Raw genomic sequence first — 24646 nt, forward strand, 5'->3', positions numbered from 1 at the left:
GCCCGAGAAGTCCGCAACGCGCGCCGCGACCTCGGGACGAGGGCGAGGACCGGGCAGACGCCTGCCCGGTCCTCGCGGCGAACCCGGCAGTCCCGACCCCGACCACACGGCCGCGGGCGGACGCCGGCTCTCAGAAGATCTTCTGGAACCAGCCGTGGGCGTCATTGGAATTGCCCCGCTGGATGTCCACCAGCAGGCTCCGCAGCCGCTGGGCCACGGGGCCGGCCTTGCCGTTCCCGATGGTGAAGCTCTCCTCCCGGCCCTTCACGGTGCCGATCGGCGTGATCACCGCGGCGGTACCGCAGGCGAAGGCCTCGGTCAGGCGGCCCTCCCGCACGTCGGCGCGCCACGCGTCGATCGTGTAGGGCTCCTCCTTCACGATCAGGCCCGCCTCCCGCGCCAGCGTGATCACCGAGTCGCGGGTGATGCCGGGCAGGATGCTGTCCGAGAGCGGCGGCGTCACCAGCGTGCCGTCCTCGAAGACGAAGAACACGTTCATGCCGCCGAGCTCCTCGACGTAGCGGCGCTCGGCCGCGTCGAGGAACACCACCTGCTCGCAGCCCTGGGACGCCGCCTCCGACTGCGCCGCGAGGCTCGCCGCGTAGTTGCCGCCGCACTTGGCCGCGCCCGTGCCGCCCGGGGCCGCGCGGGTGAAGTGCTCCGAGACCCACACCGTCACGGTGCCGGTCGGATCCTTGAAGTAGGAGCCGACGGCCGAGGCGATCGTCACGAACAGGTATTCCGAGGCCGGCTTGACCCCGAGGAAGGCCTCGCTGGCGATCATGAACGGGCGCAGGTAGAGGCTGCCGTCCGGCGTGTCGGGGATCCAGGCGCGGTCTATCTCGACGAGCCTGCGCATCGCCTCGACGAAGGCGTCCTCCGGGAAGGGCGCCATCGCCATCCGCTCGGCGGAGCGGCGGAAGCGCAGGGCGTTGGCCTCCGGCCGGAACAGGGCCGCGCCGCCGTCCGCGGTGCGGTAGGCCTTCAGGCCCTCGAAGATCTCCTGCGCGTAGTGCAGCACCGCGGCGGCGGGATCGAGCGGGATGGCCTCGCGCGCCTGGATCCGCGCGTCGTGCCAGCCGCGGCCGGCCGTGTAGCGCGCCACCACCATGTGGTCTGTGAACACCTTGCCGAAGCCAGGATTCGCCATCAGCGCGGCCCGCTCCTCGGCGGTCCGCGGGGCCGGATGACTTTGGAACTCGAACGTCAGGTCGCTCACGGTGTGGTCCTCATCGACTGAGGCCCTTATGGCGCGCTCCGGCGCACGAATCTACGGAGCCGGCGCATGACGGCGTCGCCGCACATGCGAGTCGCTCGGCGCGTCACTCTGCGCCTCACTCGGCGGTCGCGGGCTCCGACAGCTGCAGACGGTGCAGGCGCGCGTAGGCGCCGCCGGCGGCGAGCAGGTCGTCGTGGCGCCCGGTCTCGATCACCCGGCCCGCCTCCATCACGGCGATCTGATCGGCGTCGCGCACGGTCGAGAGCCGGTGGGCGATCACCAGGGTGGTGCGGCCGCGCATCAGCCGGGTCAGCGCCTCCTGGACGAGCCGCTCCGATTCGGAATCGAGGGCCGAGGTCGCCTCGTCGAGGAGCAGGATCGGCGCGTCCTTGAGGAAGGCGCGGGCCAGCGCCACCCGCTGCCGCTCGCCGCCCGAGAGCCGGCCGCCGCCCGGGCCGACCCGGAACCCGTAGCCTTCCGGGAGGGCCGAGACGAAGGTGTGGGCCGCGGCGGCCTCGGCCGCCGCCTCGATCTCCGCGGGCGTCGCCCCAGGTCGGCCGAAGCCGATATTGGCGGCGATCGTGTCGTCGAACAGCACGACCTCCTGCGAAACGACCGCCACCGCGGCGCGCAGGGAAGCCAGCGTCACGTCCCGGACATCCTGGTCGTCGATGGTCACGGCGCCGCCGGTGACGTCGTAGAGGCGCGGAACGAGGTTGAGCAGCGACGACTTGCCCGAGCCCGAGCGCCCGACAAGCGCCGTCACCGATCCGGCCGGGGCCGCGAGGTCGATGCCCTCCAGCGCCGGCGCGTCCGGCCGGTAGCGGAACCGGACGTCGGCGAAGCGGATCGCGCCGCCGGTCACCGCCAGCGGTCGGGCCTCCGGCGCCTCGCGGATCGTGGCACTCTCGTCCATGACGTCGAAGTAGCGCCGCAGCGCGGCCGCCGCCTCCTGCAGGATGGCGTTGAGGTTGCCCAGCGCCCGGGCCGGCTGAGCGGCGAGGAGCAGGGCCGCCACGTAGCCGGTGAAGTCGCCGACCGTCTTCTCGCCGGCCAGGACCCGCTGGCCGACCAGCACCAGGACGCCCGCCACCGCGATGCCGCCGCCGATCTCCAGCAGCGGGTCGAGGCGGCCGCGGGCATTGGCGGCCTTCATCTTGAGGCGCCGCACCTCGTCGAGGGCCTCCGCGGCGCGGCCCTTGAGGTAGGCCTCCATCGCGTAGGCCTTGGCGACCCGGGCCCCCTGCAGGCTCTCGGAGATCAGGCTGGCGGTGGCGCCCATCTGCTCCTGGGTCGAGGTCGAGACCCGCCGGAGCTTCCGGCCGATCCGCCCGATCGGTCCCGCCACGAACGGGACCGTGACGCCGGCCACGAGGGTCAGCACCGGATCCATCCAGATCAGCGCCGCCACGAGCCCGATCAGCATCGCGATATCGCGGAGCAGGACCGTCGAGATGCGGGTCAGCGCCTCCTTGATGAAGGCGAAGTCGGTGGTGAAGCGCTGGGTGAGCGCCGCCGGGCTCTCGCGGCCGAGCTGGGCGAGATCCGAATCGATGAGATGCCCGTAGAGCGCCGCCTGCATGTCGGCCTCGACCCGGGTCACCACCCGGTTGGTCAGGACCGTCTGGCCGTAGAGGGCGAAGCCGCGCGTGGCCGTGACGACGATCACCACCAGCGGTCCGTACGCGATGGCGGCAGCGTCCTTGCGGTCGAAGGCGTCGAAGGCGGCCTTGATCAGCGCCGGGTAGAGCCCGGTCGAGGCGCCGACCAGGGCGATCAGCACCAGCACCACCGCCAAGGTGGCCCGGTGCGGGTACAGCCACGTGCGCCAGAGCCGGGCGAGGAGGGGAGCCGTGTCGCCGGGAAGGCGCGCCATGAGACCTACCGGGTCGGATCAGTGCCGCCCCGGGGCAGGATGCGCGGCGGCTGCGGTTTGCCGCCGCCGCCGCCGCGGATCAAGGCTTTTGCTCAGCGGCCGTCGCCGCGCGGCCCGTGATCGTCGCCGCGATCGTCACCGCGGTCCCGGTGCCAGCCGCCCCGCATGCCGTGGCCGCCCATCGGGCCCATCGGCCGGGCGAGGATCATGGCGCGCCGCTTCTGGTCCTGGTCGAGGCTGGCGTAGAGCGGCTGGGACGCGTCGGCGAGCTTGCGCAGGGCATCGCCCCGCGCGCTCGCCGCGTCCGCCATCGCCCGCAGCGCCGCCGGGGCGTCGTCGCTGAACGTCGGCCGGTCGCGCATCGCCTCGCGGCGCTGCTGGCGCAGCTTGGCCATGTCGCGGATCGCCGTCTCCACCGGCGGCCACAGCTTCTCCTGGTCGGCGTTGAGCTTCAGGCCGGCATGCAGGGCGGCGATGCGGGCATCCGTGAAGGCCGCGCGGTCCTCGGGGGTCAGCGCGCTCCAGCGGCCGTGCCCGCGGAAGCCCTCGGGTCCGTGATCGCGCGCGACCGCCGCGCCGGCGAGCCCGAGGCCGAGCGCCCCGGTCACCAGGATGGCCGCCGTCAAAGGTCGGGACATGGAAATCTCCGTCTCACGCTCGGGACGTCGCCGCGGCCCGCGGCGGCGCCCAACGCCGCGCATAGGGCACCTGCCGTGTATCCCGCTTGTGTATGTAACAATGTTACATTAGTGGCAGGCGCGACGGGGTTGCGGCAGGTGGAGCGGTGCGGCGCGTGGCGAGAACATTCCGGATCGCGGCACTCGCGATCCTGTCCCTGTGGTTCGGGTCGGCGGGGCCGGTCTCGGCCGCACCGCAGGAGCGGCCGGTGCGGGCGGTGGCGACCTTCTCGATCCTCGGCGACCTCGTCCGGCAGGTCGGCGGATCGCACGTGACGGTGGCGACGCTGGTCGGTCCGGACTCCGACGCGCACGGCCTGAGCCCGTCCCCGGCCGACGCGCGCAAGCTCGCCGAAGCCGACATCGTCTTCGTCAACGGCCTCGGGCTGGAGGGCTGGTTCGACCGGCTGATCCGGGCCTCCGGCACGCGCGCCCCCGTGGTGGTGGCCTCCGCGGGCGTGAAGCCGATCCCCGCGCAGGACGAGCACGCCCACGAGGACGGCGGCCACGGACACGGCGACCACGCCGTGGACCCGCATGCCTGGCAGGACGTCGCCAACGTGCGGACCTACGTGGCGAACATCCGGGACGGCCTCGCCAAGGTCGATCCGGCCCATGCCGACGCCTACCGGGCGGCGGCGGCCGCCTACCTCGCCGAGCTCGACGCGCTGGAGCGGGACGTCCGGGCGGCGATCGCCCGCATCCCCCCGGAGCGGCGGCGGATCATCACGACCCACGACGCCTTCGGCTACTTCGCGGCGGCCTACGGCCTGCGCTTCATCGCGCCGCAGGGCGTGTCGACGGACAGCGAGGCGAGCCCGCGGGACGTGGCCGCGATCATCCGCCAGATCCGGAAGGAGCGCGTGCCGGCGGTGTTCCTCGAGAACATCAGCGACCCGCGCCAGATGCAGCAGATCGCCCGCGAGAGCGGCGCCCGCGTCGGCGGCAAGGTCTATTCCGACGCGCTCTCGGCGCCGGACGGCCCAGCCGCGACGTATCTCGACCTGATGCGGTCGAACCTGAAGGCGTTCGACGCCGCGCTGATGCCGGGCTAGCCCGCCGGGAGGGCGCGCCGCCGCGATCCTTCGCCTTCACGGCGTCGGACATGACATAGCGTAAACCGCCGGTTAAGAGGCCCCCACTAGCCTTACGAAACGGGTGCCAGCCGATCCTCGTGCGCGAGGGCTCAAGGCCTTGGGGCCTTCAGAACGCGTAGCTCGGAGATCGCGTGGCTTGGGGGCCTGACCGCTGGCGCTTCTATCGGCTCGTCGCGCGCGAGACCGCGCGCGCGGTCCGCGCCGCCGGCGCCAGCGTCACAGCCCCGCCCGACATCCTCGCCCGGATGCGGGTCGCCGGCCTGGTGATCGCGCCGCAGGATCTGCGCACCTCCGACGCGACCTTCGCGGACGACATCTATGCCGGGTTGTTCGTCTTCGCCGGCCGATCGCTCGCGGCGAGCGGCGGCTCGCCCTTCGATTACGCGGCACCGTCGCCGGAATGGGCCGACGAGCTCTACGGCTTCGGCTGGCTGCGCCACCTGCGCGCCGCCGACACCGCGCTGGCCCGCGCCAATGCCCGCGCCTTCGTGGCCGATTTCATCGCCGGCCGCGGCGACGCGGCGCTCGCCCGCCAGACGCCGGTGGCGGCGCGCCGGCTGATCTCGTTCCTGTGCCAGTCGCCCCTCGTTCTGGAGGGTGCCGACCACGGCTTCTACCAGAACTTCCTCAAGGCGATCGGCCGCAACGCCCAGCAGCTCGAGCGCGACCTCCGGCGCGGTGTGCCGCCGCAATGGCGCCTTAACGCCGCGGTGGCGCTCTGCTACGCCGGCCTGTGCTGCGACGGCATCCAGCCGATCCTGCGCCGGGCGACCCGCATCCTGACGCGGGAGCTCGACCGGCAGATCCTGACCGACGGCGGCCACCGCTCCCGCGACCCGCGCTACGCCATGGAGCTGCTCCTCGACCTCCTGCCGCTGCGGCAGAGCTACCTGAGCCGCAGCGTCGAGCCGCCGCTGGCGCTCCTGCGCGCGGTTGACCGGATGCTGCCGCTGCTGCGACTGCTCCGCCACCCGGACGCCTCGCTGAGCCACTTCAACGGCATGGGCGCCACGGACGCGGACCATCTCGCGACCCTGCTGGTCTATGACGGCGCGCTCGCCCGCCCGCTGATGCACGCGCCGAACTCGGGCTACGAGCGCCTGGAGGGCGGCCGGGTGGTCATCGTCGCCGATGTCGGTGCCAGCCCGCCGCTGCCCTACGCGGTAAATGCCGGTGCGGGCTGCCTCGCCTTCGAGATGTCGAGCGGGCCGCAGCGCATCGTGGTCAATTGCGGCCTGCCGGCCAGCGGCGCGGATCTGCGCCTCCTTGCCCGCTCGACGCCGGCCCATTCGACGGCCTCGGTGGCCCACGCCTCATCCTGCCGGTTCCTCACCCGCACCGGGTGGTGGGGCGAGCGGCTGCTGGCGGACTGGCTGATCGGTCGGCGCGGGCCCGTGGTGCTGAGCGGTCCATCTGCGGTGGCGGCCGAGCGGGCCGAGGAGGCCGACAGCGTCGTCCTCGCGGCCCGGCACAACGGCTACGCCCCCGAATTCGGCATCGTGCACGAGCGCCGCTGGCAGCTCTTCCACGCGACGGCGCGCCTGGAGGGCCGCGACGCCTTCCTGCGCCAGGGCAAGGGGCTCAGCCGCGGGCGGCGGCTGCGCCCGCAGGACGTGGCGATCCGTTTTCACCTGCATCCCGGCATCGCGGTGCGCAGCGTCCCGGAGGGGCTGGAACTCGCCTCGGCGCTCGGGGAGGTCTGGGTGTTCAGCGCCGAGAACGCCGAGATCGCCATCGAGGAGAGCGTCTACTTCTCGGGCCTGACCGGACCGCGCCGGACCGACCAGATCGTCCTTCATCTGCGGGTATCCGACGATGTGGAAGTCCGGTGGAACTTCGAGCGTCGGGCCTCCGCGCCCCTGCGCTGCGTGGCGCCCTGACGGGTCTCCGGACAGGGCCGGCTGGCCGGGCTCACCGTTTCCATGCTACCGCGCCGGAAAATCTCGAACTTTCGGCACGAAGCTATGGCGCACGATCAGGTGCGGGTCTCCCGCGCGCTCCTCTCGGTCTCTGACAAGACCAGCCTCGTCGACTTCGCCCGGGCGCTCCACGCCCGCGGCATCGCGCTGGTCTCGACCGGGGGCACCCACCGGACCCTGCAGGAGGCCGGCCTGCCGGTCACCGAGGTCGCTGACCTGACGGGGTTCCCGGAGATGATGGACGGCCGGGTCAAGACGCTGCACCCGGCGGTCCACGGCGGCCTGCTCGCCATCCGCGACAACCCGGAGCACCAGGCCGCGCTCGCCGCCCACGGCATCGGCGCGATCGATCTCCTCGTGGTCAACCTCTACCCGTTCGAGGCGACCATCGCGGCCGACCGGTCCGACGCCGACTGCATCGAGAACATCGATATCGGCGGCCCGGCCATGATCCGCGCGGCGGCCAAGAACCACGCGGACGTCGCCGTCGTCACCGACGTGTCGGACTATGCCGGCGTCCTCGCCGCCCTCGAGACGCAGGACGGCGCACTCGGCGCGGATCTGCGCCGGAGCTTGGCGCAGAAGGCCTTCGCCCGCACCGCGTCCTACGATGCCGCCATCGCCAACTGGATGGCGGGCCGTTTCGGCGCCGAGGCGCCGGCCCGCTTCCGGGCCTTCGGCGGTTCCCTGGGCCAGGAACTGCGCTACGGCGAGAACCCCCACCAGTCGGCCGCCTTCTACCGCGCCCCCGGTAAGGTCCGGGCGGGCGTGGCCACCGCCCGCCAGCTCCAGGGCAAGGAGCTGTCCTACAACAACTTCAACGACACGGATGCCGCCTACGAGTGCGTGGCCGAGTTCGACCCGGCCCGGACCGCCGCCGTGGCCATCATCAAGCACGCCAACCCCTGCGGCGTCGCCGAGGGGGCGAGCCTGCTCGAGGCCTACGAGCGGGCCCTGAGCTGCGACCCGACCTCCGCGTTCGGCGGCATCGTCGCCCTGAACCGGACCCTCGACGCCGAGGCGGCCCGCCGGATCGTCGAGATCTTCACGGAGGTGATCATCGCCCCCGACGCCACGCCCGAGGCGGCGGCCATCGTGGCCGGCAAGAAGAACCTGCGCCTGCTGCTGGCCGGCGGCGTGCCCGACCCGCGGGCCGGCGGGGAGACCGTGCGGACCCTCGCGGGCGGGCTGCTGGTCCAGAGCCGGGACGCGGCGGTCGTCGACGACATGCCGCTCACGGTCGTGACCAAGCGCGCGCCGACCGAGGCCGAGCTGGCCGATCTCCGGTTCGCCTACCGGGTGGCCAAGCACGTGAAGTCGAACGCCATCGTGTACGCGAAGGCCGGCGCCACGGTCGGCATCGGCGCGGGCCAGATGTCCCGGGTCGATTCCTCGCGCATCGCCGCCTGGAAGGCCGCCGAGGGGGCGAAGCGTCTCGGGCTGGCCGAGAGCCTCGCTGTCGGCTCGGTGGTGGCGTCGGACGCGTTCTTCCCGTTCGCGGACGGCCTCATGGCGGCCGCCGAGGCGGGCGCCACCGCGGTGATCCAGCCCGGCGGCTCGATGCGCGACGCGGACGTGGTCGCGGCGGCCGACGAGGCCGGCCTCGCCATGGTCCTGACGGGGCACCGCCACTTCCGGCACTGAGCCGGCGGGCCGTCTCCCGCCCTCCGGGACGGCGCGCCACCTCGGGGGCGGCCGCACCGGTCCGGACGCCCCGGAACACCCGCGGTCGCGCCGCCGCGCCGCGTTAACGATACGCCGCGATCGGATCGGCCGGGTCGATTGTTTGCTGAGCGGGCGCTTCCGCCCAGCATTGCCGTGAACAGACGCGGTGCTCGACCAAGCTCGGCAATGAATGGTCGGCGTCCGGGAAAACTATCTTTGGTGCAACATTACGGGTGTAATATTCCAAACTTGCCGAATAGGCGCGGTGTCTGCGCCGCGGGTTGAAATTTTCTCGGCCGCACGCCATCATCGCGGGGAAATGCGCCGGAAGCTCGCGTGGAGAACTTCCTGGAACAGCTCCGTGTCGAGTGACGAGATGGTGGTCGCAGCGCTGTTGTTTCTCGTGGGATGGCTTCTCGGCCGATCCTACTCGGTGATCATCCTCGCCCTGACCTCGTCGGTGATCCTGTTCACCACCACGACGATCTTCGTGTCGGTCTACGGGATCGACCTGCTGCGCGTCCTGATCGTGTTGGGATATCTCACCGCGCATCAGGCGGGGTATCTCCTCGGCGCCTATCTCACCGGGTACCCCGAGAGCGATCGGGGGCAGTGAGGCGCATCACCACCACCAGACCAGCCGTCCGGCGTACCCGTTGATCAGGATCCAGAGCCCAGCAGCGACGAGGGACCAGGTAATCACAAGGAGAAGCGGTGGCTTCGTGCCGGGCTGACTGCGCAGAAGTGTCAGGACGGTGTTCACGTTCGATATCCCAGGGGCCCGGTGCGGAGGGAAAGCCGATACGGACTCGTACCGCATCGGGTTCCACCGGGCCGATTGTCGGCAGGTTAAATCTTGTCCAGGCTCGGGTGACGGGCGCGCCTTCGATGCGCTCAGGGTCGCCGGTCAGATTACTTGCAGTTGCAATAAGTCGCCTCTCGCAACATCAAAAGTTTGAACCAGGACAATTGACGCTCCGGATCCGGTCGGTGGAGGCCTGTTTCCGCCGGGCCTCGATACTTGACACATCCGTATAGGATCAGACGAAACGCAATCCGTGAGGAACCGCACGGGTCGCTATTTCGCCGCCGCGTTGCAGGCTCGACACAAGGGGGACGGCCGCGTCGTGCCGTACGAACGAGAACGCCCAGGCAGCGTGAGCTGCCTGGGCGTCTTTGACACGCGCCGGACCTCGGTCCGGCCGGCTCGCGCCGATCAGGTGTCGGCGAAGATGTCGCGATCCTTGGTCTCCGGCACGAAGAACACGCCGATGATCACTGTCGCGACCGCGATGACGATCGGGTACCAGAGGCCGAAATAGATGTCGCCGGTCTGGGCCACCATGGCGAAGGCGGTCGCCGGCAGGAGGCCGCCGAACCAGCCGTTGCCGATATGGTAGGGCAGCGACATCGAGGTGTAGCGGATCCGGGTCGGGAACAGCTCCACCAGCATGGCGGCGATCGGGCCGTAGACCATCGTGACGAAGAGCACGAGGATGAACAGCAGGCCGATCACCTGCGCGACCTGCGGCCGGAAGATGTCGAACGGGTTCGACATCTTGACGATCTCGGGGTCGCCGGCCTTCGGGTAGCCCGCGGCCTGCAGCGCGGCGGTCGTGGCCTTGTTGGCCTCGACGTTGCCGCCCTGCGGGTACGGGATTTCGGTGTCGTTGACCCGGATCGTGGTGGGCTGGCCGGCCGCGCCGGGGGCGGTCGAGTAGCGGACCGACGACTTCGACAGGAAGTCGCGGGCGAGGTCGCAGGGCTGGGTGAACACCCGGGTCCCGACCGGGTTGAACAGGGTTCCGCAGGCGGCCGGATCGGCCGTCACCGTCACCTTCACGTTCTCGATCGCCGCCTCGAGCTTCGGGTTGGCCGTCGAGGTGATCCCCTTGAAGATCGGGAAGAACGTCGCCGCCGCGATCGCGCAGCCCGCCAGGATGATGACCTTGCGGCCGATCTTGTCGGACAGCCAGCCGAAGACCACGAAGAAGCCGGTGCCGAAGAGCAGCGACCACGCGATCAGAAGGTTGGCCGTGTAGCCGTCGACCTTCAGGATCGATTGCAGGAAGAACAGCGCGTAGAACTGGCCCGTGTACCAGACCACGCCCTGGCCGGCGACGAGCCCGAACAGGGCGATGATCGCGAATTTCGCGTTCCGCCACTGGCCGAACGCCTCGGTGAGCGGCGCCTTGGAGGTCTTGCCCTCCTCCTTCATCTTCTGGAAGGCCGGCGATTCGGAGAGCTGGAGGCGGATCCAGACCGAGATGCCGAGCAGCAGCACCGAGACCAGGAACGGGATGCGCCAGCCCCATTCGGCGAAGGCGGCCTCGCCGGTGATGGTCCGCGTCGCCAGGATCACCATCAGCGACAGGAACAGGCCCAGGGTCGCGGTCGTCTGGATCCAGCTCGTGTAGAAGCCGCGCCGGCCGTTGGGGGCGTGCTCGGCCACGTAGGTCGCCGCGCCGCCGTACTCGCCGCCGAGCGCGAGGCCCTGGGCGAGGCGCAGGACGATCAGGATGATCGGGGCCGCGATGCCGATGGTCGCCGCGTTGGGCAGGATGCCGACGATGAAGGTCGACAGACCCATGATCAGGATCGTGACGAGGAAGGTGTACTTGCGGCCGACGAGGTCGCCGACGCGGCCGAACACGAGGGCGCCGAACGGGCGGACGATGAAGCCGGCCGCGAAGGCCAGCAGGGCGAAGATGTCGCGCGTGGCCGGCGGGTAGGCCGAGAAGAATTGCGCGCCGATGATCGCCGCCAGCGAGCCGTAGAGATAGAAATCGTACCACTCGAACACGGTGCCGAGCGAGGACGCGAAGATCACCCGCTTCTCGGCCGACGTCATCGGCCTCGCGGCGTCCCCTGTCCGCGCACTCGCGGTTGCCACAGCCATGAAACAGGTCCTCCCAGACGCATTTGGGCGGCCCGCGACACGGATCGCCCGCTCACCGGCCCGATTCCCGGGCGGTTCTGCGCACGGCGCAGATCACCTATGCGTTATCGCACCGATCGGGGCGGTCAACCGGTAAAGCGATTGTGAAGACCTTCATCAACATGGGCGCGTACGCAGTTGTCACCGGAACGACGAAGGGCGCGGCTCGCGCCGCGCCCTCCGCCCGTTCGACGCTTCGGAAGGCCGTCAGTGCGCGTGCGCGCCGGCCGCCCCGATGCCCGTCTCGGAGCGCACGTACTGCGCCTCGAAGGCGGCCCGCTCGCGCTGGGCCCGGCGGGACTTGTCCATGAGGGAGACGATCCAGATCGTCGCGAAGGCCAGCGGCATCGAGAACAGCGCCGGGTTGTCGTAGGGGAAGAGCGGGGCGGGATTGCCCAGCGTGGTCACCCATACGGCCTTCGACAGAACCACCATGATGACCGCCGCGAGCAGGCCGACGAGGCCGCCGGCGAGCGCGCCCCAGGTGGTGGTGCCGCGCCACAGGATCGACATGGCCAGCACCGGGAAGTTGCAGCTCGCCGCCACCGCGAAGGCGAGGCCGACCATGAAGGCGACGTTCTGGTTCTCGAACACGTAGCCGAGGTAGATCGCCACGATCCCGATCACCACGGCCGAGATCTTCGACAGGTTGACCTCGTGCTTCTCGGTGGTGCGCCCGCGGGCGATCACCTGGGCGTAGAGGTCGTGGCTGATCGCCGAGGCCCCGGCGAGCGTGAGCCCGGCGACGACCGCGAGGATCGTCGCGAAGGCCACCGCGGAGATGAAGCCGAGGAAGTACGGCCCGCCTACCGCGTTGGCGAGGTTCACCGCCACCATGTTGGTGCCGCCGATCATGTCCTTCAGCTTGTCGAAGGCGCCGGCCGGCCCGAGCTTGAAGTAGACCGGGTCCGACATCAGCAGCGCGATGCCGCCGAAGCCGATGATGAAGGTCAGAATGTAGAAGTAGCCGATCAGGCCGGTGGCGTAGAACACCGACTTGCGGGCGGCCTGGGCGTCCGAGACCGTGAAGAACCGCATGAGGATGTGCGGCAGCCCGGCAGTGCCGAACATCAGGCCGACGCCGAGCGAGATCGCCTCGACCGGGTTCGACACCAGACCGCCCGGCGCCATGATCGCGTCGCCCTTCGGGTGGACCTGAACGGCGTTGGCGAACAGCGATTCCGGGTTGAAGCCGTACTTGTACAGAACCGCGCCGGCCATGAAGGTCGCGCCACCGAGCAGCAGGCAGGCCTTGATCACCTGCACCCAGGTGGTCGCCTTCATGCCGCCGAAGGCGACGTAGACGATCATCAGGACGCCGACGATGATCACCGCGTAGAGGTAGGGCAGGCCGAACAGGAGCTGGATCAGCTTCCCCGCGCCGACCATCTGGGCGATCAGATAGAAGGCCACCACCACCAGGGTGCCCACCGCTGAGATGATGCGGATGGCGGTCTGGTCGAGGCGGAAGCTCGCCACGTCGGCGAAGGTGAACTTGCCGAGGTTGCGCAGGCGCTCGGCGATCAGGAACAGCACGATCGGCCAGCCGACCAGGAAGCCCGTCGAGTAGATCAGCCCGTCGAAGCCCGAGGTGTAGACGAGGCCGGAGATGCCGAGGAACGAGGCCGCCGACATGTAGTCGCCGGCGATCGCGAGCGAGTTCGTCCCGGCCGAGATGCCGCCGCCCGCCGCGTAGAAGTCGGCGGCCGACTTGGTGCCCTTGGCGGCCTTGTAGGTGATGCCGAGCGTCAGCAGCACGAAGAACAGGAACATCAGGATGGCCGGCCAGTTCGTGGCCGATTGCGCGACGGCACCGAGATCCGGGCCGGCCGCGTAGGCGGCGCTCGCGACGATCGTGGTGAGCGTCAGGCCGAGGAGGAGGCGGTTCATCGGGCCACGCTCCGCTTCAGGGCGTCGCTCAGCGCGTCGAAGCGCGTGTTGGCCCGGGCCACGTAGACGCCGGTGAGCGCGAAGGCGAACAGGATCACGAACACGCCCGCGAACAGGCCGAGGGAGGCGGTGCCGCCGACCTTCACGGCGAGGAGCGACTTGTCGAAGGCGATCAGGCCGATGAAGCCGAAATAGACGACCAGCATCAGGATCGTCAGGATCCAGGCGAAGCGGGTGCGCTCGTGAACGAGCTGCTGGAACTCGGGTGTCCGGGCGATCCGCTCGACCTGCGGATCGGCGGCGGTCTCGCGTGGGCGTGGTCCCGGGGGCGCCGCGCGCCCTCGGCTGTTCAGTGTCGTGCCGCTCATGGGTGTTCCTCCCGCGAGGGCCTGCTCTGGCCCCCCGGTTCTTCGCGTTGAGACTCGTGGTTCTTGTTGGGAGCGGGCGCCGCCCCGGCACCCGCCCCGGTCCGAACCCGCGCCGCCGGGGCGGCGCGGGTGCGATCAGCCCCGGTTCTGCCGGTTCTCGATCAGGTCGTCGACGACGGCCGGCTCGGCGAGCGTCGAGGTGTCGCCGAGCGAGCTGAAATCGTCCTCGGCGATCTTGCGCAGGATCCGGCGCATGATCTTGCCCGAGCGAGTCTTGGGCAGGCCGGGCGCGAACTGGATCAGGTCGGGCGAGGCGATCGGCCCGATATCCTTGCGGACCCAGGTCACGAGTTCCTTGCGCAGGGCGTCGTCGCCCTCCTCGCCGTCGTTCAGGGTCACGTAGGCGTAGATGCCCTGGCCCTTCACGTTGTGCGGGTAGCCCACCACCGCGGCCTCGGCCACCTTCGGGTGGGCGACCAGGGACGACTCGACCTCGGCGGTGCCCATCCGGTGGCCCGAGACGTTGATGACGTCGTCGACCCGGCCAGTGATCCAGTAGTAGCCGTCCGCATCGCGGCGGGCGCCGTCGCCGGTGAAGTACTTGCCTGGGTAGGTCGAGAAGTAGGTCTGCTCGAAGCGCTCGTGGTCGCCGTAGACCGTGCGCATCTGGCCCGGCCAGGAATCGGCGATGCAGAGATTGCCCTCGCAGGCGCCCTCCAGGACCTTGCCCTCGGCGTCGACCATCTCGGGCTTCACGCCGAAGAACGGCCGGGTCGCCGAGCCCGGCTTCAGGGCGGTGGCACCCGGCAGCGGGGTGATCAGGATGCCGCCGGTCTCGGTCTGCCACCACGTGTCGACGATCGAGCAGCGCTGGTCGCCGACGACGTTGTAGTACCACTCCCAGGCTTCCGGGTTGATCGGCTCGCCCACGGAGCCCAGCACGCGGAGCGATTGCCGCGAGGTCTTCTTCACCGGCCCCTCGCCGCCGCCCATCAGCGAGCGGATCGCGGTCGGGGCCGTGTAGAAGATGTTGACCTTGTGCTTGTCGACCACTTCCCAGAACCGGGAGGTCGACGGGTATGTCGGGATGCCCTCGAACATCAGCGTCGTGGCGCCGTTCGCGAGCGGCCCGTACACGATGTAGCTGTGGCCCGTGACCCAGCCGACATCGGCGGTGCACCAGTACACGTCGCCTTCGCGGTAATCGAAGACGTACTCGTGCGTCATCGACGCGTAGACGAGGTAACCGCCGGTGGTGTGCACCACGCCCTTCGGCTGCCCGGTCGAGCCGGAGGTGTAGAGGATGAAGAGCGGGTGCTCGGCCTCCACCGCCACGGCGGGGCACTCGTCCGTCACCTGCTCGGCGGCCTCGTCGTAGTAGACGTCCCGGCCCGCCTCCATGGCGACGCTGCCGCCGGTGCGGCGCACGACGATCACGTGGTCGACGAGGTCGGTCCCGAGACGCTTGATCGCCTCGTCGACATTGGCCTTCAGCGGCACCTTGCGGCCGCCGCGCAGGCCCTCGTCGGCGGTGATCACCACTTTGGAGCCGCAGCCCTGGATGCGCGAGGCGAGGGAATCCGGCGAGAAGCCGCCGAACACGATGGCGTGGATCGCCCCGAGCCGCGCGCAGGCGAGCATCGCGTAGGCGGCTTCCGGGACCATCGGCATGTAGAGCGTGACGCGGTCGCCCTTGCCGACGCCGCGGTTGCGCAGGACGTTGGCCATCCGGCAGACCTGCGCGTGCAGCTCGCGGTAGGTGATGTGCTTGGATTCGTCGGGGTTGTCGCCTTCCCAGATGATCGCGGTCTGGTCTCCGCGGGTCTCGAGATGGCGATCGATACAGTTAAGGGCGACGTTGGTCTTGCCGTCCTCGAACCACTTGATCGAGACCTTGCCGGGCTCGAAGCTGGTGTTCTTCACCGTCGAGAACGGCTTCATCCAGTCGATGCGCTTGCCGTGCTCGGCCCAGAACGCGTTGGGATCGGCGACCGAAGCCGCGTACATCTCCCGGTACTTGGCATCGTCCACGTGCGCACCCTCGCGCCACGCGGATTGAACCTCGATCACCTTGCCTACCATGGCGTCCCATCCCTGTTTTGGCGCCCGATCGTATCGCGGTCTCCGCCGCGCAGCCAGGACTTCCAAAGTAACGTAGCCGCCAATCTACGATGACGATATCATCGCAGTTTGGCGCGCTCCTGCGCAGCTCAATTCCCGTGAATAGATTGGGCGCAATGTAAGGGCTGATTGGGGCTTCGATGCTGCGCTGTCAAGCGCGCGCGCCCGAGCCCGCTGTCACCGGCGGCCCTCTGTTTCCGCCCCGCGGAGATGGGGGGCGCTCACCCCTAGCCGTTGGCCGCCCGCCGCGCGGGCATGATGATCTCCACGAGCGTGCCGTCTTCCGGTCGGGCGGAGAGCTGCAGGCGCCCGCCATTGGCCTCCACGAGCGCCCGCGGCAGCGCCAGCCCGTCCTCGACATCGCCCTGCGGCGCTGCCGCCCGCGGCGCGTGGCCGGCGCCGGTCTCGCGCACCCGCACGGCGATCCCCGCCCGCTCGGCGGACCCGGTGGACACGATGATCTGGCTGCCGGCCGTGGAGCGTCGGATCGCGTTCTCGATCACCAAGCTGGCCGCGCGGCTGACCGAGCGCTCGTCGGCCTCCAGGTCGCCGATATCGGTCGAGAAGCTCGTCCGCATCACGATGCGCCCCCGCGCCGCCTCCCCCTGGAGCTGGGCGACACAGCTCGCCACGACGTCGTTGAGGTCGAGGGCGCGCGGCTCCAGGTGGAGCGCGCCGGCCTCGACGGCGGCGAGGTCCAGGAGCTTCCCGACGCGCTCCAGCATCGCCTCGCCCGAGGCCTTGATCTCGGCGAGGCAGCCCCGGTAGCGCGCGTCCCCGAGGGGGCCGAACGGTTCCTTCAGCATCGCGCCGGCCAGGTCGACGATCCCGGACACGGGCTCGCGGACGGCGCAGCCGAGCCGGTCGAGGGCATCGGCGCGACCCGGCGCGGGCTCCGGGCCGCCCTCCGCGCTCCGCGCGAGAGCCTCGTCCTCGGCTCGGGCGATCTGGGCCACGCGCCGGCTCGCCGTCGCCGCCACGGTCAACGACATCGGAGCGCCATCGATGCGCACGATCCGCCGCCCCGGGGCGGTGCCTCTCAGGGCATCGGCGACCGTCAGGACGCTCTCCCGGTCGAAGAGCGTGACGAAGCTGCTGCCGACGATCTCGCGCGGATCGCAGCCGAACAGGCCGGCCGCCGCGCGGTTCAGCGCGACGATGCGCCCGGCCCCGTCGACCGTGACGACGCCCGTCTCCAGCGCGTCCAGAGTCGCCACGGCGCTGGCCGTCCGCTCGGTCTCAGCGACGCGGGCGAGGCGCTCGGCCGTGAGGGCGTCGGCGACGTCGGCATCCTCGACCGGGCGCACGACCAGGCACGTCGCGGTCGCGCCCGACCAGGGGAGGGCGCCGGCCCGGATTTCGACGGGACGGGCGCCGCCGTCGGCCGTCGCGACGGTCGTCCGGCGCGCGGACGGGTCGACCGTCTCCGCCGTGGGGAGGCCGGGGAGCAATCCCGGGAGACCGAGGCGCGCGAGGCTCGGCAGGTCGAGATGGCCGGTCAGATCGAGGAAGGCGCGGTTCGCCGCGACGATCGCTCCGTCGCGATGGACCAGCACCGGCACCGGCAATCCGCCGAGGAGATCGGATTCCGGGGACGACGGCGCGTCGGCGACCGGCTCGGCCTCCGCCGTCCCGGTCTCGACATCGGGATCCGCGGCGGTCGCGCCGGTCTCCGTCGGGCCGGCCTGCGGCGCCGGGAACGGCATGACCGCCCCACCCGCGGTCCGGGGCGACCCCGATCCGGCCTCGTCACCGGCGTAGCGGGCGCCCAGCGCGCGGGCGATCTCGCGGAACGCGGCGTGCTCGTCGTTCGACAGCGGCGCGGCGACGGGATCCGCGTCGACCGCGACAGGAATCGCGACAGGGATCGCGGCGTCGCCGGTCCCGGCCGGGCCAGCAGCGGGCTTGGCAACCTCGGACGTTGCCGGCTCCGGCGTCGCGGAGGGCACGGGCTCGGGAACGCGCTCGGGAACGCGCTCGGGCATGGGCTCCGGGGTCGGCTCCGGCGTCGCGACCGGTCTCGGGCTGCCGGCCGGGGCGCCGCGGATCAGGCCGAAGCCGCCGAAGCCCGAGAAGGCCGCGTCGCCCCGCCCGAGCGGGGCTCCGGACAGGTCGACCCGGAACGCCCCGGTGCCGGCATCGAGGACCGCCGGTTCCCCGCGGAAGGTGCGCCGGTCGCGCAGGGCCGCCAGCACGGCGTCGGCGCCCGAGAGGCGCCCGCTCTCGGCCAGATCCTGCCAGCGCTGCCCGACCAGCCCGGCGAGCGCCTCAGGGCCTGTGAGGGTCGTCAGGACACCCGCGGCATCCAGGCGCCAGAGGAAGCGGTCGTCGCGCCGGAGCGGCGTCGCCGGAGGCGATTGCGGCTCCTGGGGAAGCGCCCGCGCCGCCACGGGATGCCCGGCGGGCGCGTCGACCGGTGGATCGACCGGGCGGATCGGACGCGCGCGGCCAGACGCCACTGGCGCGGTTGGGACGACGAGGATCGCGGGCCGGCCGTCGGCCTGCGCGCCGCGCGCCAGCCAGCACAGGACCGGCGGCGCGATCCGGCGGACATCGAGGCGCAGGCGCGCGAGGCGAGGCACGGCGTCGCCCGCCACCGCGGTCGCGATCTGCCGGGTCAGGTCGGCGAGGGCCGGGCCGTCCAGAACCGCGGCGAGACCGGCCGCCGCTTCGGACGCGGACAGGATCCGGGCCTCCGACGGATCGATCACGAGATGCACGGCGTCGCGCGCGCCCAGCGCGGCCGCCAGCGCGGGCAGGCGCTCCCAGGTCGCGAAGGCAGTCCCCAGCCCGGGCGGGGCTGCAGCGGCCGTCGGTGTCACTGTCGTCTCCAAAGCCCGCGACCTCGAACCCTAACGCGATCCTGACGCTCAACGGTCCCGCTTTGCCCGAGAAACGCGCGCGACCGTAGCCCTATTGTAAACTCCCCCGCGCCGCGGCGCTGGACTCTCGGCGCAACCGTCACACGTTTACGTTATGTCAACCTTAACGCCGTGAGCGCGGGTGGCATATGGCGGCGAATCAGTTATTGTGCACCGCACAAAGCGCCATCCACAGGCCAATGAAGAGAGGAGACGACGTATGAGCAACCCCCCGAACTACGAAGTTCCGGCCGAGATGCGCGACTTCGCCGAGAAGAGCGTCGAGCAGGCCCGGAAGGCGTTCGACAGCTTCATCGGCGCGGCTCGCCGCACCGCCGACACCGTGCAGGGCTCGGCCGAGCTGGCGCGCTCCAACGCGCTGGACGCGTCCTCGCGCGGCTTCGAGTATGCCGAGCAGAACGTGAACGCGGCCTTCGACCTCGCCCAGAAGCTCGTCCGCTCCCGGGACATGCAGGAGGCGATGCAGCACCAGGCCGAGTTCGTCCGCAGCCAGTTCGCCGCCATCCAGGCCCAGGCGAAGGAGTTCAGCGGCCTCGCGCAGAGCGCGATGCAGCAGGGCGCCGAGCGCGCCAAGTCGGCGATGCAGCAGGGTGCCGACGAGGCCCGCAAGGCCATGGAGCAGGGCCAGGACGCCGCGAAGCAGACGGCCCAGAACGCCCAGGACGCCGCCGAGCGCGCGTCGCACTGACGCTCGCACCGACGAACGGGGCCGCGGCCCGCTCCCGATCCGGGGGCGGGCCGTCTCGTTTTCGCCGGTATTGCCGCCGAGAGCCGCCGGGCGGACGCGTTGGGTCCGCGCCGAGTGAAGGGTTCAGGGATGCGCGTCACTGTTTCCGGCCGATCCGGCCTGCGTGGACCTCTCCGTCTGGCGGTCGCCGCTCTGGCGCTCGCCGCCGTCGCTCCGAGTAGCGCGGCGTTCGCCCAGTACTACGACGATCCGGGCTACGACGGCGGTTACCGGCCGGTCCCGCGCCGGGCTCAGCGCACCCCGGTCGGCTACAATTGCGACGCCGTCCAGCAGGGAATCACCGGCCCGAAGCCGTACTCCTGCCCGCTGCCGGGGCCGCGGCCCCTCGGCGTGCGCTGCTTCTGCGACATGCCGATCGCCTCGTTCAGCCCGCCGCAGACGGCCGTCGGCCGCGTCGTTCCCTGAGGCACAGCCCCGCGCAGGCGACCGCACACGCGACGGGCCGCGCCCCCGGGTGGGATGACGCGGCCCGTGCGGCACAGGCGGGCTAGGGGCGCGGGTGATCCCGCGCCGCGCGCTCAGTTCAGGACGACGACCTTGGCGCCGACCTTCACGCGCTCGTACAGGTCGGTGACGTCGTCGTTGGTCATCCGGATGCAGCCCGACGAGACCGCCTGACCGATCGTGTCCGGCTCGTTGGAGCCGTGGATGCGGTACTCGGTGCTGCCGATATACATGGCCCGGGCGCCGAGGGGGTTCTCGATGCCGCCCGCCATGTAGCGCGGCAGGTCGGGACGACGGGCGATCATGGCCTTCGGGGGCGTCCACGACGGCCACTCGCGCTTGGCGGTGATCTTGTTGGTGCCGCTCCAGCTGAAGCCCGGACGGCCGACGCCGACGCCGTAGCGGATCGCCTCGCCGTTGCCGAGCACGTAGTACAGGCGCCGCTCGGCGGTGGAGACCACGATCGTGCCGGGCGCGTAGGGCGCGTTGAACGCGACGATCTCGCGGGGGATCGGCTGGACCTGCGCCTGCGGCGCGGCCTGCACGCCCTGGCCGTAGCCCGGGGCGTAAGAGCCCTGGTAACCGTACTGTCCCTGATCGGAGTAGTACTCGTCGGCACTATCCGTGCCGAAGGGATCGTACGACGAAGCGGCGAGGACGGGCGTGGCGGCAAGAACAGACACGCCGAGGAGCGCGGCGAGTGCGGTGACCGTGGTCTTCATGAGTGGCCTACCTGTGCAATAACCTTTGCCATTACAAGCGTGAGCATAGGCTGGCAGTTCCATACTTCCGCCCGGAATTTGCTGTCCGGCGGAATACGCAGGCCGGCTTGGCCGTGCGGTGCGCGATATCACGAACGCGTGCGCGGCTCAGGGGGCCTCATCCGTGTGGACGTCGAAGCGCGCGAGGTGGGCGTAGCCGAAGTTGGTCGAGATGGCGCAGTCGGTGGCGTCGCGGCCGCGGGCCATGACGATGCGGCCGATGCGGGGCCGGTTGTGGCGGGCGTCGAACGTGTACCAGCGCGGCCCCTCGGGCCCTTCCAGGAAGACCTCGAACCACGCGGAGAAGTCCATCGGCGCCGGGTCCTTCGGCACGCCGATATCGCCGAGGTATCCGGTGGCGTAGCGCGCCGGGATGTTCATGCACCGGCACAGGGTGATCGCCAGGTGCGCGAAGTCCCGGCACACGCCCTCGCGCTGCATGAAGGCGTCGTGCGCGCTCCGGGTCGCGTCGGCGCGCTGATAGTCGAAGCGGATCCGCTCGTGCGTGTAGTCGACGATCGCCTGGACGCGGGCCCAGCCCTCCGGCGTGCCGCCGAACAGGGACCACGCGGTCTGCGAGAGCTTGTCGGTGTCGCAGTAGCGCGAGCCCAGGAGGAAGATCAGGACGTCGTCGGGCAGGTCCTGGACCGGGATCTGCCGGGCGTCCGGCACGACCGGATCGGGCTCGCCCGAATCCTCGACCGTGAAGTCGGCCGCGATGGTCAGCTGACCGGGCGGCGCGACGATGCGGTGGCAGATGTTGTCGAAGCCGTCCCGGTATGTCCGCGCCTCGAGCGGCGGATCGAACCCGATCGCGTGCGGGGTCAGCACGTCGTCGATCCGCGAGGGATGGACGCTCAGCATCAGGATCATCGGTGTCGGCTGCGACAGCGTGAAAGCGATATCGAAACCGGTCCTGATCTTCATCGGGGCCACCTTGCTCTGTCGCCGTCCGCGCGGAGTCGCCACGCACGCTCGTTCCGGGTCCGGGTGCGCGCGAACTCAACGCGCCAGGGACGTCTCCGGCCCCTGCACGGTTCGGGCCGCCGGCCCGTCGGCAGGCAGTTCCACCACGTCGACGTCGACGCGCATGCCGAGATCGTCGCTGGCGAGGCCGAAGAATGAGCCGTGCAGCGGCACGGCCTGGGCCGGATCGCGGGTCACCGCCACGCGGATCAGGTCGCGGTTGCCCACGATGCCGTTGGTCGGGTCGAACTCGACCCAGCCGGCGCCCGGCAGGTAGACCTGCAGCCAGGCGTGGGTGGAGCCGCCGCCGACGTGGCGCGCCCGGTCGTTGCGCGGGTTGTAGAGGTATCCGGAGACGAAGCGGGCGGCCATGCCGAGCGCCCGGACGCCCTCCATCATCAGCACCGCGAAGTCCCGGCACGAGCCGAGCTTCGTGCGCAGGGTCGTGAGCGGGTCCTGCACGCCCTTCTCGGAGCGGGCGAGATAGGTGAAGTTCGCCCGCACGCTGCGCGTCATCGCGGCCAGCAGCTCCTGCGTCGGGATACGGCCCTGCGGCGGCAGGAAGCTCCGCGCCCAGGCATCGACCTCGTGCCGCGGGTCCGGCCATTGCCGCTCGATGGAGCGGGCGAGGTCCGGCATGTCCTCGGCGCCGTAGCCGAACGGGTAGTGGGTCGCGTGCGGCGCCAGGGGGAAGACCGGCGCGTGCTCCGGGGTGTGGTCGAGGGTGATGCCGCAGTCGAAGGTCAGGGTCTCGGCGCGGGTGTCGAAGGTCGCGACCGCCACGCAGTTGCCGAACACGTCGAACAGCCAGCGCAGGGCGGCCGGCTCCGGGGCAATGTCGAGGGTCGCCGCGATCAGCCGCTGATCGTAGCTGTCGCGCGGCCGGAACATGATCCGGTGCTCGCCGAAGGCGACCGGACGCCGGTACCGGTAGACCGTGCGGTGGCGGACGGAGAGGATCGGCAAGTCGCAGGCTCCGGGCTCGCGCCGACGCGGTCACCGGCGATGCAAGGGCCGGGCCCGGCCGCGCGGAACGCCTCAGACCACCGGCGGGGCCGGGTCGGCGGCGGCGCGCTCGGCCTCGACCAGCACGTCGAGGGGGCGCCACGGCTTGGCGATGAAGACGGCCTCGGCCGGCAGCTCGGGGCGGGGAATGCCGTGGCCCGAGGTGATCACCAGGCGGGCCCGGGGCCACAGGGTCGCCACCGCGCGGGCGAGCTGGAGGCCGTCCATCTCGCCGGCCAGCCGGACGTCGGCGAAGACGAGGGCGACGTCGCCACCGCGCGCCTGGAGGACCGACAGGGCGGCCTCGGCGCTGTCGCACCCGACCACGTCGAGTTCGGTTTCCTCCAAGAGGGTCTCGGCGAGCGCGCGGATCTCGGGATCGTCCTCCACGACGAGCGCGAGACGCGGCGGACCGGCTTCGGCCGCCACGACGCTCGGCGCGCCCGGGGCGGCCTCGTCGCCCTCGTTCTGCCGCACGCGGCGGACCAGGGCCGCGAGGTGTTCGGGCACACCCTCGGTGACCAGATCATCGTAGAACGACGCCAGTTTCTGACCGATCTGATCGAGCGGAATACCCGGTGACAGCGTATCGGTGAGCGGCAGGGGTGCGCTCGTCTGGTGCTTTTTCAAGGACTCCCCCCGAAGTCGACTTCCGCGCCGCCCGAGGATGCGGCGCTCGAAGGAGGAAAGTCGGCAATCCGCCGCTGGTTGCGCCGGGCGTTCGGAATCCCGCCCGGCGTCACAGAGCCGTTACTGCGTGGCGAGCCCGGCGTCGGCGTCGGCATACGCCATGATTCCAGAGACTTGGCGGACGTTCTGGTAGCGCGTCCCGCGGGTGCTCATCATCGCCTCGAACTTCTCGTGCACCTGCGCGACCGACAGGCTCAGGGGCTTGCGGTGGCGGCCGCGCCCGACGAAGCGCCCGGCGGCGAAGAAGATCGAGCGGTTGGCCCGGGCCGGCCCCGGGAGCAGGGCCGCCGCGGCGGCGGCCGGCTTGTTCACGACGTTGGCGAGGAACTCCTCGGCGTCGTCCGGTCCGAGGAAGTGGGCGAGGTAGACCTCGCCGAGGGTCAGCTCGCGGCCGATGCGCAGGGCGATGCGGGCCGCGTCCCGCTTCAGCATCTCGCCGGCCATCAGCGCCGAGAGGTACGGGTCGCGGCGCAGTTCCAGCACCCGGGCGCGCTCCGCCGGATCGGTGATCACCGGCCGGTCGTTGGCGTCGGAGGTGATCAGCGCGGCGTCCTTCTCCAGCCCGTACTTGGCGCCGAAGTCGCGAACCACGCCGAGCCAGGTCCGCTCGATGAACTGGTAGAGGCCCGTCGCCGAGGAGGTCTTGGCCTGGACCGCCGTGACGAAGCTCGATTCCTTGTCGGCTACCGCCATCAGCAGCACCGGATCGGTCTGGACGGCCTGGGCCGCCCGGACGATCGTCTGCACGAGGTGGCGCCGGATCTTCATCGGGCCGAACTCGAGGATGTCGTTCGGGTCGCCGACGGCGCTCTCGGAGAGCAGGAAGTCGTACGACACGCGGTCGACCGTGTTGGAGCCGAGCTCGGTGTCGAGGTCGTGCACAGGGGCGAAGCTCGCGGCGGCGCGCAGCGGCGTCTGCTCCAGCGGGGTGCTGAGGGCGACGGTGTGGATGCGCGGGCGCGGCATCGGGAGCTCGGTGGCGGCCTCCGCGACCGACACGGCCGGCGACAGGCCGACCTTGGCGAGGTCCACGCCCGACCCGATCAGCGCGGCGCTGAGGCCGCCGGCGATCATCGAGACGGTGAGCAGCGAGCGGAACAGCGCGGGGCGGCTGCCATGGGCACGGCCCAGCATGGGCTGTGCGGCGATCACGTCGGCGCGGCCCGAGCCGAAATGGCCCTGCTTGCCGGTGATGGTCCTCGGCGATCCGACCGTGCGGCCCTGCATCGTTATCCCGACTCTCCACACGCCGCTGTGGCGCTACGGACTCACCATCGCTTGACAGATGTGGCGACAACACGGCCGCGCTTGTGGCCGAGTTGCGGCGTCCCGTGGAGATTTCGGGGCAGGCCGCCCGTGACTCGCGCGACATCCCTCCTT

General features: G+C 71.0%; 19 protein-coding genes. 6 read left to right on the top strand and 13 right to left on the bottom strand.

Annotated elements, in window-relative coordinates; all coding sequences use genetic code 11:
• Positions 1-130: 130 nt before the first annotated feature.
• The 3 genes from ASG32_RS25820 to ASG32_RS25830 all read right to left on the bottom strand — a co-directional run bounded on the left by ASG32_RS25820 (position 131) and on the right by ASG32_RS25830 (position 3733).
• Positions 131-1219, bottom strand: a complete 1089-nt coding sequence (locus ASG32_RS25820; protein ID WP_056531968.1) for a branched-chain amino acid aminotransferase — start codon at positions 1217-1219, stop codon at positions 131-133.
• 115 nt (positions 1220-1334) lie between these two features.
• Complete coding sequence (locus ASG32_RS25825; protein ID WP_056531970.1) at positions 1335-3095, bottom strand: ABC transporter ATP-binding protein; 1761 nt, start codon at positions 3093-3095, stop codon at positions 1335-1337.
• A 92-nt stretch (positions 3096-3187) separates the two neighbouring features.
• Positions 3188-3733, bottom strand: coding sequence for a Spy/CpxP family protein refolding chaperone (locus ASG32_RS25830; RefSeq protein ID WP_056531972.1), 546 nt, complete (start codon positions 3731-3733; stop codon positions 3188-3190).
• A 155-nt stretch (positions 3734-3888) separates the two neighbouring features.
• Here ASG32_RS25830 and ASG32_RS25835 point away from each other — a divergent pair, with 155 nt between their 5' ends.
• The 4 genes from ASG32_RS25835 to ASG32_RS25850 all read left to right on the top strand — a co-directional run bounded on the left by ASG32_RS25835 (position 3889) and on the right by ASG32_RS25850 (position 9069).
• Complete coding sequence (locus ASG32_RS25835; protein ID WP_056531974.1) at positions 3889-4827, top strand: zinc ABC transporter substrate-binding protein; 939 nt, start codon at positions 3889-3891, stop codon at positions 4825-4827.
• Between the two features lie 173 nt (positions 4828-5000).
• Positions 5001-6749 (top strand): heparinase II/III family protein, encoded by a 1749-nt coding sequence (locus ASG32_RS25840; RefSeq protein WP_056531976.1) that lies wholly within the window; start codon positions 5001-5003, stop codon positions 6747-6749.
• A gap of 84 nt (positions 6750-6833) precedes the next feature.
• Positions 6834-8432 (top strand): bifunctional phosphoribosylaminoimidazolecarboxamide formyltransferase/IMP cyclohydrolase, encoded by a 1599-nt coding sequence (gene purH / locus ASG32_RS25845; protein WP_056531978.1) that lies wholly within the window; start codon positions 6834-6836, stop codon positions 8430-8432.
• 382 nt (positions 8433-8814) lie between these two features.
• Positions 8815-9069, top strand: a complete 255-nt coding sequence (locus ASG32_RS25850; RefSeq protein ID WP_244492192.1) for a hypothetical protein — start codon at positions 8815-8817, stop codon at positions 9067-9069.
• 600 nt (positions 9070-9669) lie between these two features.
• Here ASG32_RS25850 and ASG32_RS25855 read toward each other — a convergent pair.
• The 5 genes from ASG32_RS25855 to ASG32_RS25875 form a co-directional block, all read right to left on the bottom strand.
• Positions 9670-11304 (bottom strand): MFS transporter, encoded by a 1635-nt coding sequence (locus tag ASG32_RS25855; protein WP_020092885.1) that lies wholly within the window; start codon positions 11302-11304, stop codon positions 9670-9672.
• Between the two features lie 294 nt (positions 11305-11598).
• Positions 11599-13281 (bottom strand): cation acetate symporter, encoded by a 1683-nt coding sequence (locus tag ASG32_RS25860; protein WP_056531981.1) that lies wholly within the window; start codon positions 13279-13281, stop codon positions 11599-11601.
• Positions 13278-13649: a DUF485 domain-containing protein gene (locus ASG32_RS25865; RefSeq protein ID WP_082558048.1), complete on the bottom strand. Its 372-nt coding sequence runs from the start codon at positions 13647-13649 to the stop codon at positions 13278-13280. Before ASG32_RS25865 ends, ASG32_RS25860 begins: the two co-directional genes overlap by 4 nt.
• Before the next feature lie 135 nt (positions 13650-13784).
• Positions 13785-15731 carry an acetate--CoA ligase gene (gene acs, locus ASG32_RS25870; RefSeq protein ID WP_056531983.1) on the bottom strand — a complete coding sequence of 649 codons (1947 nt, stop codon included), beginning with the start codon at positions 15729-15731 and terminating at the stop codon, positions 13785-13787.
• Between the two features lie 266 nt (positions 15732-15997).
• Positions 15998-18592 carry a PAS domain-containing protein gene (locus ASG32_RS25875; RefSeq protein ID WP_244492193.1) on the bottom strand — a complete coding sequence of 865 codons (2595 nt, stop codon included), beginning with the start codon at positions 18590-18592 and terminating at the stop codon, positions 15998-16000.
• A 259-nt stretch (positions 18593-18851) separates the two neighbouring features.
• Here ASG32_RS25875 and ASG32_RS25880 point away from each other — a divergent pair, with 259 nt between their 5' ends.
• Both ASG32_RS25880 and ASG32_RS25885 read left to right on the top strand, forming a co-directional pair.
• Positions 18852-19340, top strand: coding sequence for a phasin (locus ASG32_RS25880; RefSeq protein WP_012322487.1), 489 nt, complete (start codon positions 18852-18854; stop codon positions 19338-19340).
• A 129-nt stretch (positions 19341-19469) separates the two neighbouring features.
• Positions 19470-19805 (top strand): hypothetical protein, encoded by a 336-nt coding sequence (locus ASG32_RS25885; protein WP_056531988.1) that lies wholly within the window; start codon positions 19470-19472, stop codon positions 19803-19805.
• Between the two features lie 113 nt (positions 19806-19918).
• Here the strand turns inward: ASG32_RS25885 and ASG32_RS25890 are convergent, their stop codons facing one another.
• From ASG32_RS25890 to ASG32_RS25910, 5 genes are all read right to left on the bottom strand, one after another.
• On the bottom strand, positions 19919-20566 hold the full coding sequence (locus ASG32_RS25890) for a L,D-transpeptidase (protein WP_020092879.1): 648 nt from the start codon (positions 20564-20566) through the stop codon (positions 19919-19921).
• Positions 20567-20713: 147 nt separating this feature from the next.
• Positions 20714-21532, bottom strand: a complete 819-nt coding sequence (locus ASG32_RS25895; RefSeq protein ID WP_042672245.1) for a transglutaminase family protein — start codon at positions 21530-21532, stop codon at positions 20714-20716.
• A 75-nt stretch (positions 21533-21607) separates the two neighbouring features.
• Positions 21608-22537: a transglutaminase family protein gene (locus ASG32_RS25900; protein WP_042672246.1), complete on the bottom strand. Its 930-nt coding sequence runs from the start codon at positions 22535-22537 to the stop codon at positions 21608-21610.
• Between the two features lie 72 nt (positions 22538-22609).
• Complete coding sequence (locus ASG32_RS25905; RefSeq protein ID WP_082558049.1) at positions 22610-23206, bottom strand: NepR family anti-sigma factor; 597 nt, start codon at positions 23204-23206, stop codon at positions 22610-22612.
• 120 nt (positions 23207-23326) lie between these two features.
• Positions 23327-24493 carry a transglycosylase SLT domain-containing protein gene (locus ASG32_RS25910; RefSeq protein WP_056531990.1) on the bottom strand — a complete coding sequence of 389 codons (1167 nt, stop codon included), beginning with the start codon at positions 24491-24493 and terminating at the stop codon, positions 23327-23329.
• Between the last annotated feature and the right edge of the window lie 153 nt (positions 24494-24646).

Origin of the sequence: Methylobacterium sp. Leaf361 (assembly GCF_001424445.1) — a bacterium.
Lineage (GTDB): Bacteria > Pseudomonadota > Alphaproteobacteria > Rhizobiales > Beijerinckiaceae > Methylobacterium.

What these genes read in the sequence shown, in the direction of transcription:
- ASG32_RS25825 (WP_056531970.1), bottom strand. Translation starts at nt 3,095, where the DNA reads ATGGCGCGCCTTCCCGGCGACACGGCTCCCCTCCTCGCCCGGCTCTGG.
- ASG32_RS25830 (WP_056531972.1), bottom strand. Translation starts at nt 3,733, where the DNA reads ATGTCCCGACCTTTGACGGCGGCCATCCTGGTGACCGGGGCGCTCGGC.
- purH (WP_056531978.1), top strand. Translation starts at nt 6,834, where the DNA reads ATGGCGCACGATCAGGTGCGGGTCTCCCGCGCGCTCCTCTCGGTCTCT.
- ASG32_RS25855 (WP_020092885.1), bottom strand. Translation starts at nt 11,304, where the DNA reads ATGACGTCGGCCGAGAAGCGGGTGATCTTCGCGTCCTCGCTCGGCACC.
- ASG32_RS25860 (WP_056531981.1), bottom strand. Translation starts at nt 13,281, where the DNA reads ATGAACCGCCTCCTCCTCGGCCTGACGCTCACCACGATCGTCGCGAGC.
- ASG32_RS25865 (WP_082558048.1), bottom strand. Translation starts at nt 13,649, where the DNA reads ATGAGCGGCACGACACTGAACAGCCGAGGGCGCGCGGCGCCCCCGGGA.
- acs (WP_056531983.1), bottom strand. Translation starts at nt 15,731, where the DNA reads ATGGTAGGCAAGGTGATCGAGGTTCAATCCGCGTGGCGCGAGGGTGCG.
- ASG32_RS25880 (WP_012322487.1), top strand. Translation starts at nt 18,852, where the DNA reads ATGAGCAACCCCCCGAACTACGAAGTTCCGGCCGAGATGCGCGACTTC.
- ASG32_RS25885 (WP_056531988.1), top strand. Translation starts at nt 19,470, where the DNA reads ATGCGCGTCACTGTTTCCGGCCGATCCGGCCTGCGTGGACCTCTCCGT.
- ASG32_RS25890 (WP_020092879.1), bottom strand. Translation starts at nt 20,566, where the DNA reads ATGAAGACCACGGTCACCGCACTCGCCGCGCTCCTCGGCGTGTCTGTT.
- ASG32_RS25895 (WP_042672245.1), bottom strand. Translation starts at nt 21,532, where the DNA reads ATGAAGATCAGGACCGGTTTCGATATCGCTTTCACGCTGTCGCAGCCG.
- ASG32_RS25910 (WP_056531990.1), bottom strand. Translation starts at nt 24,493, where the DNA reads ATGCAGGGCCGCACGGTCGGATCGCCGAGGACCATCACCGGCAAGCAG.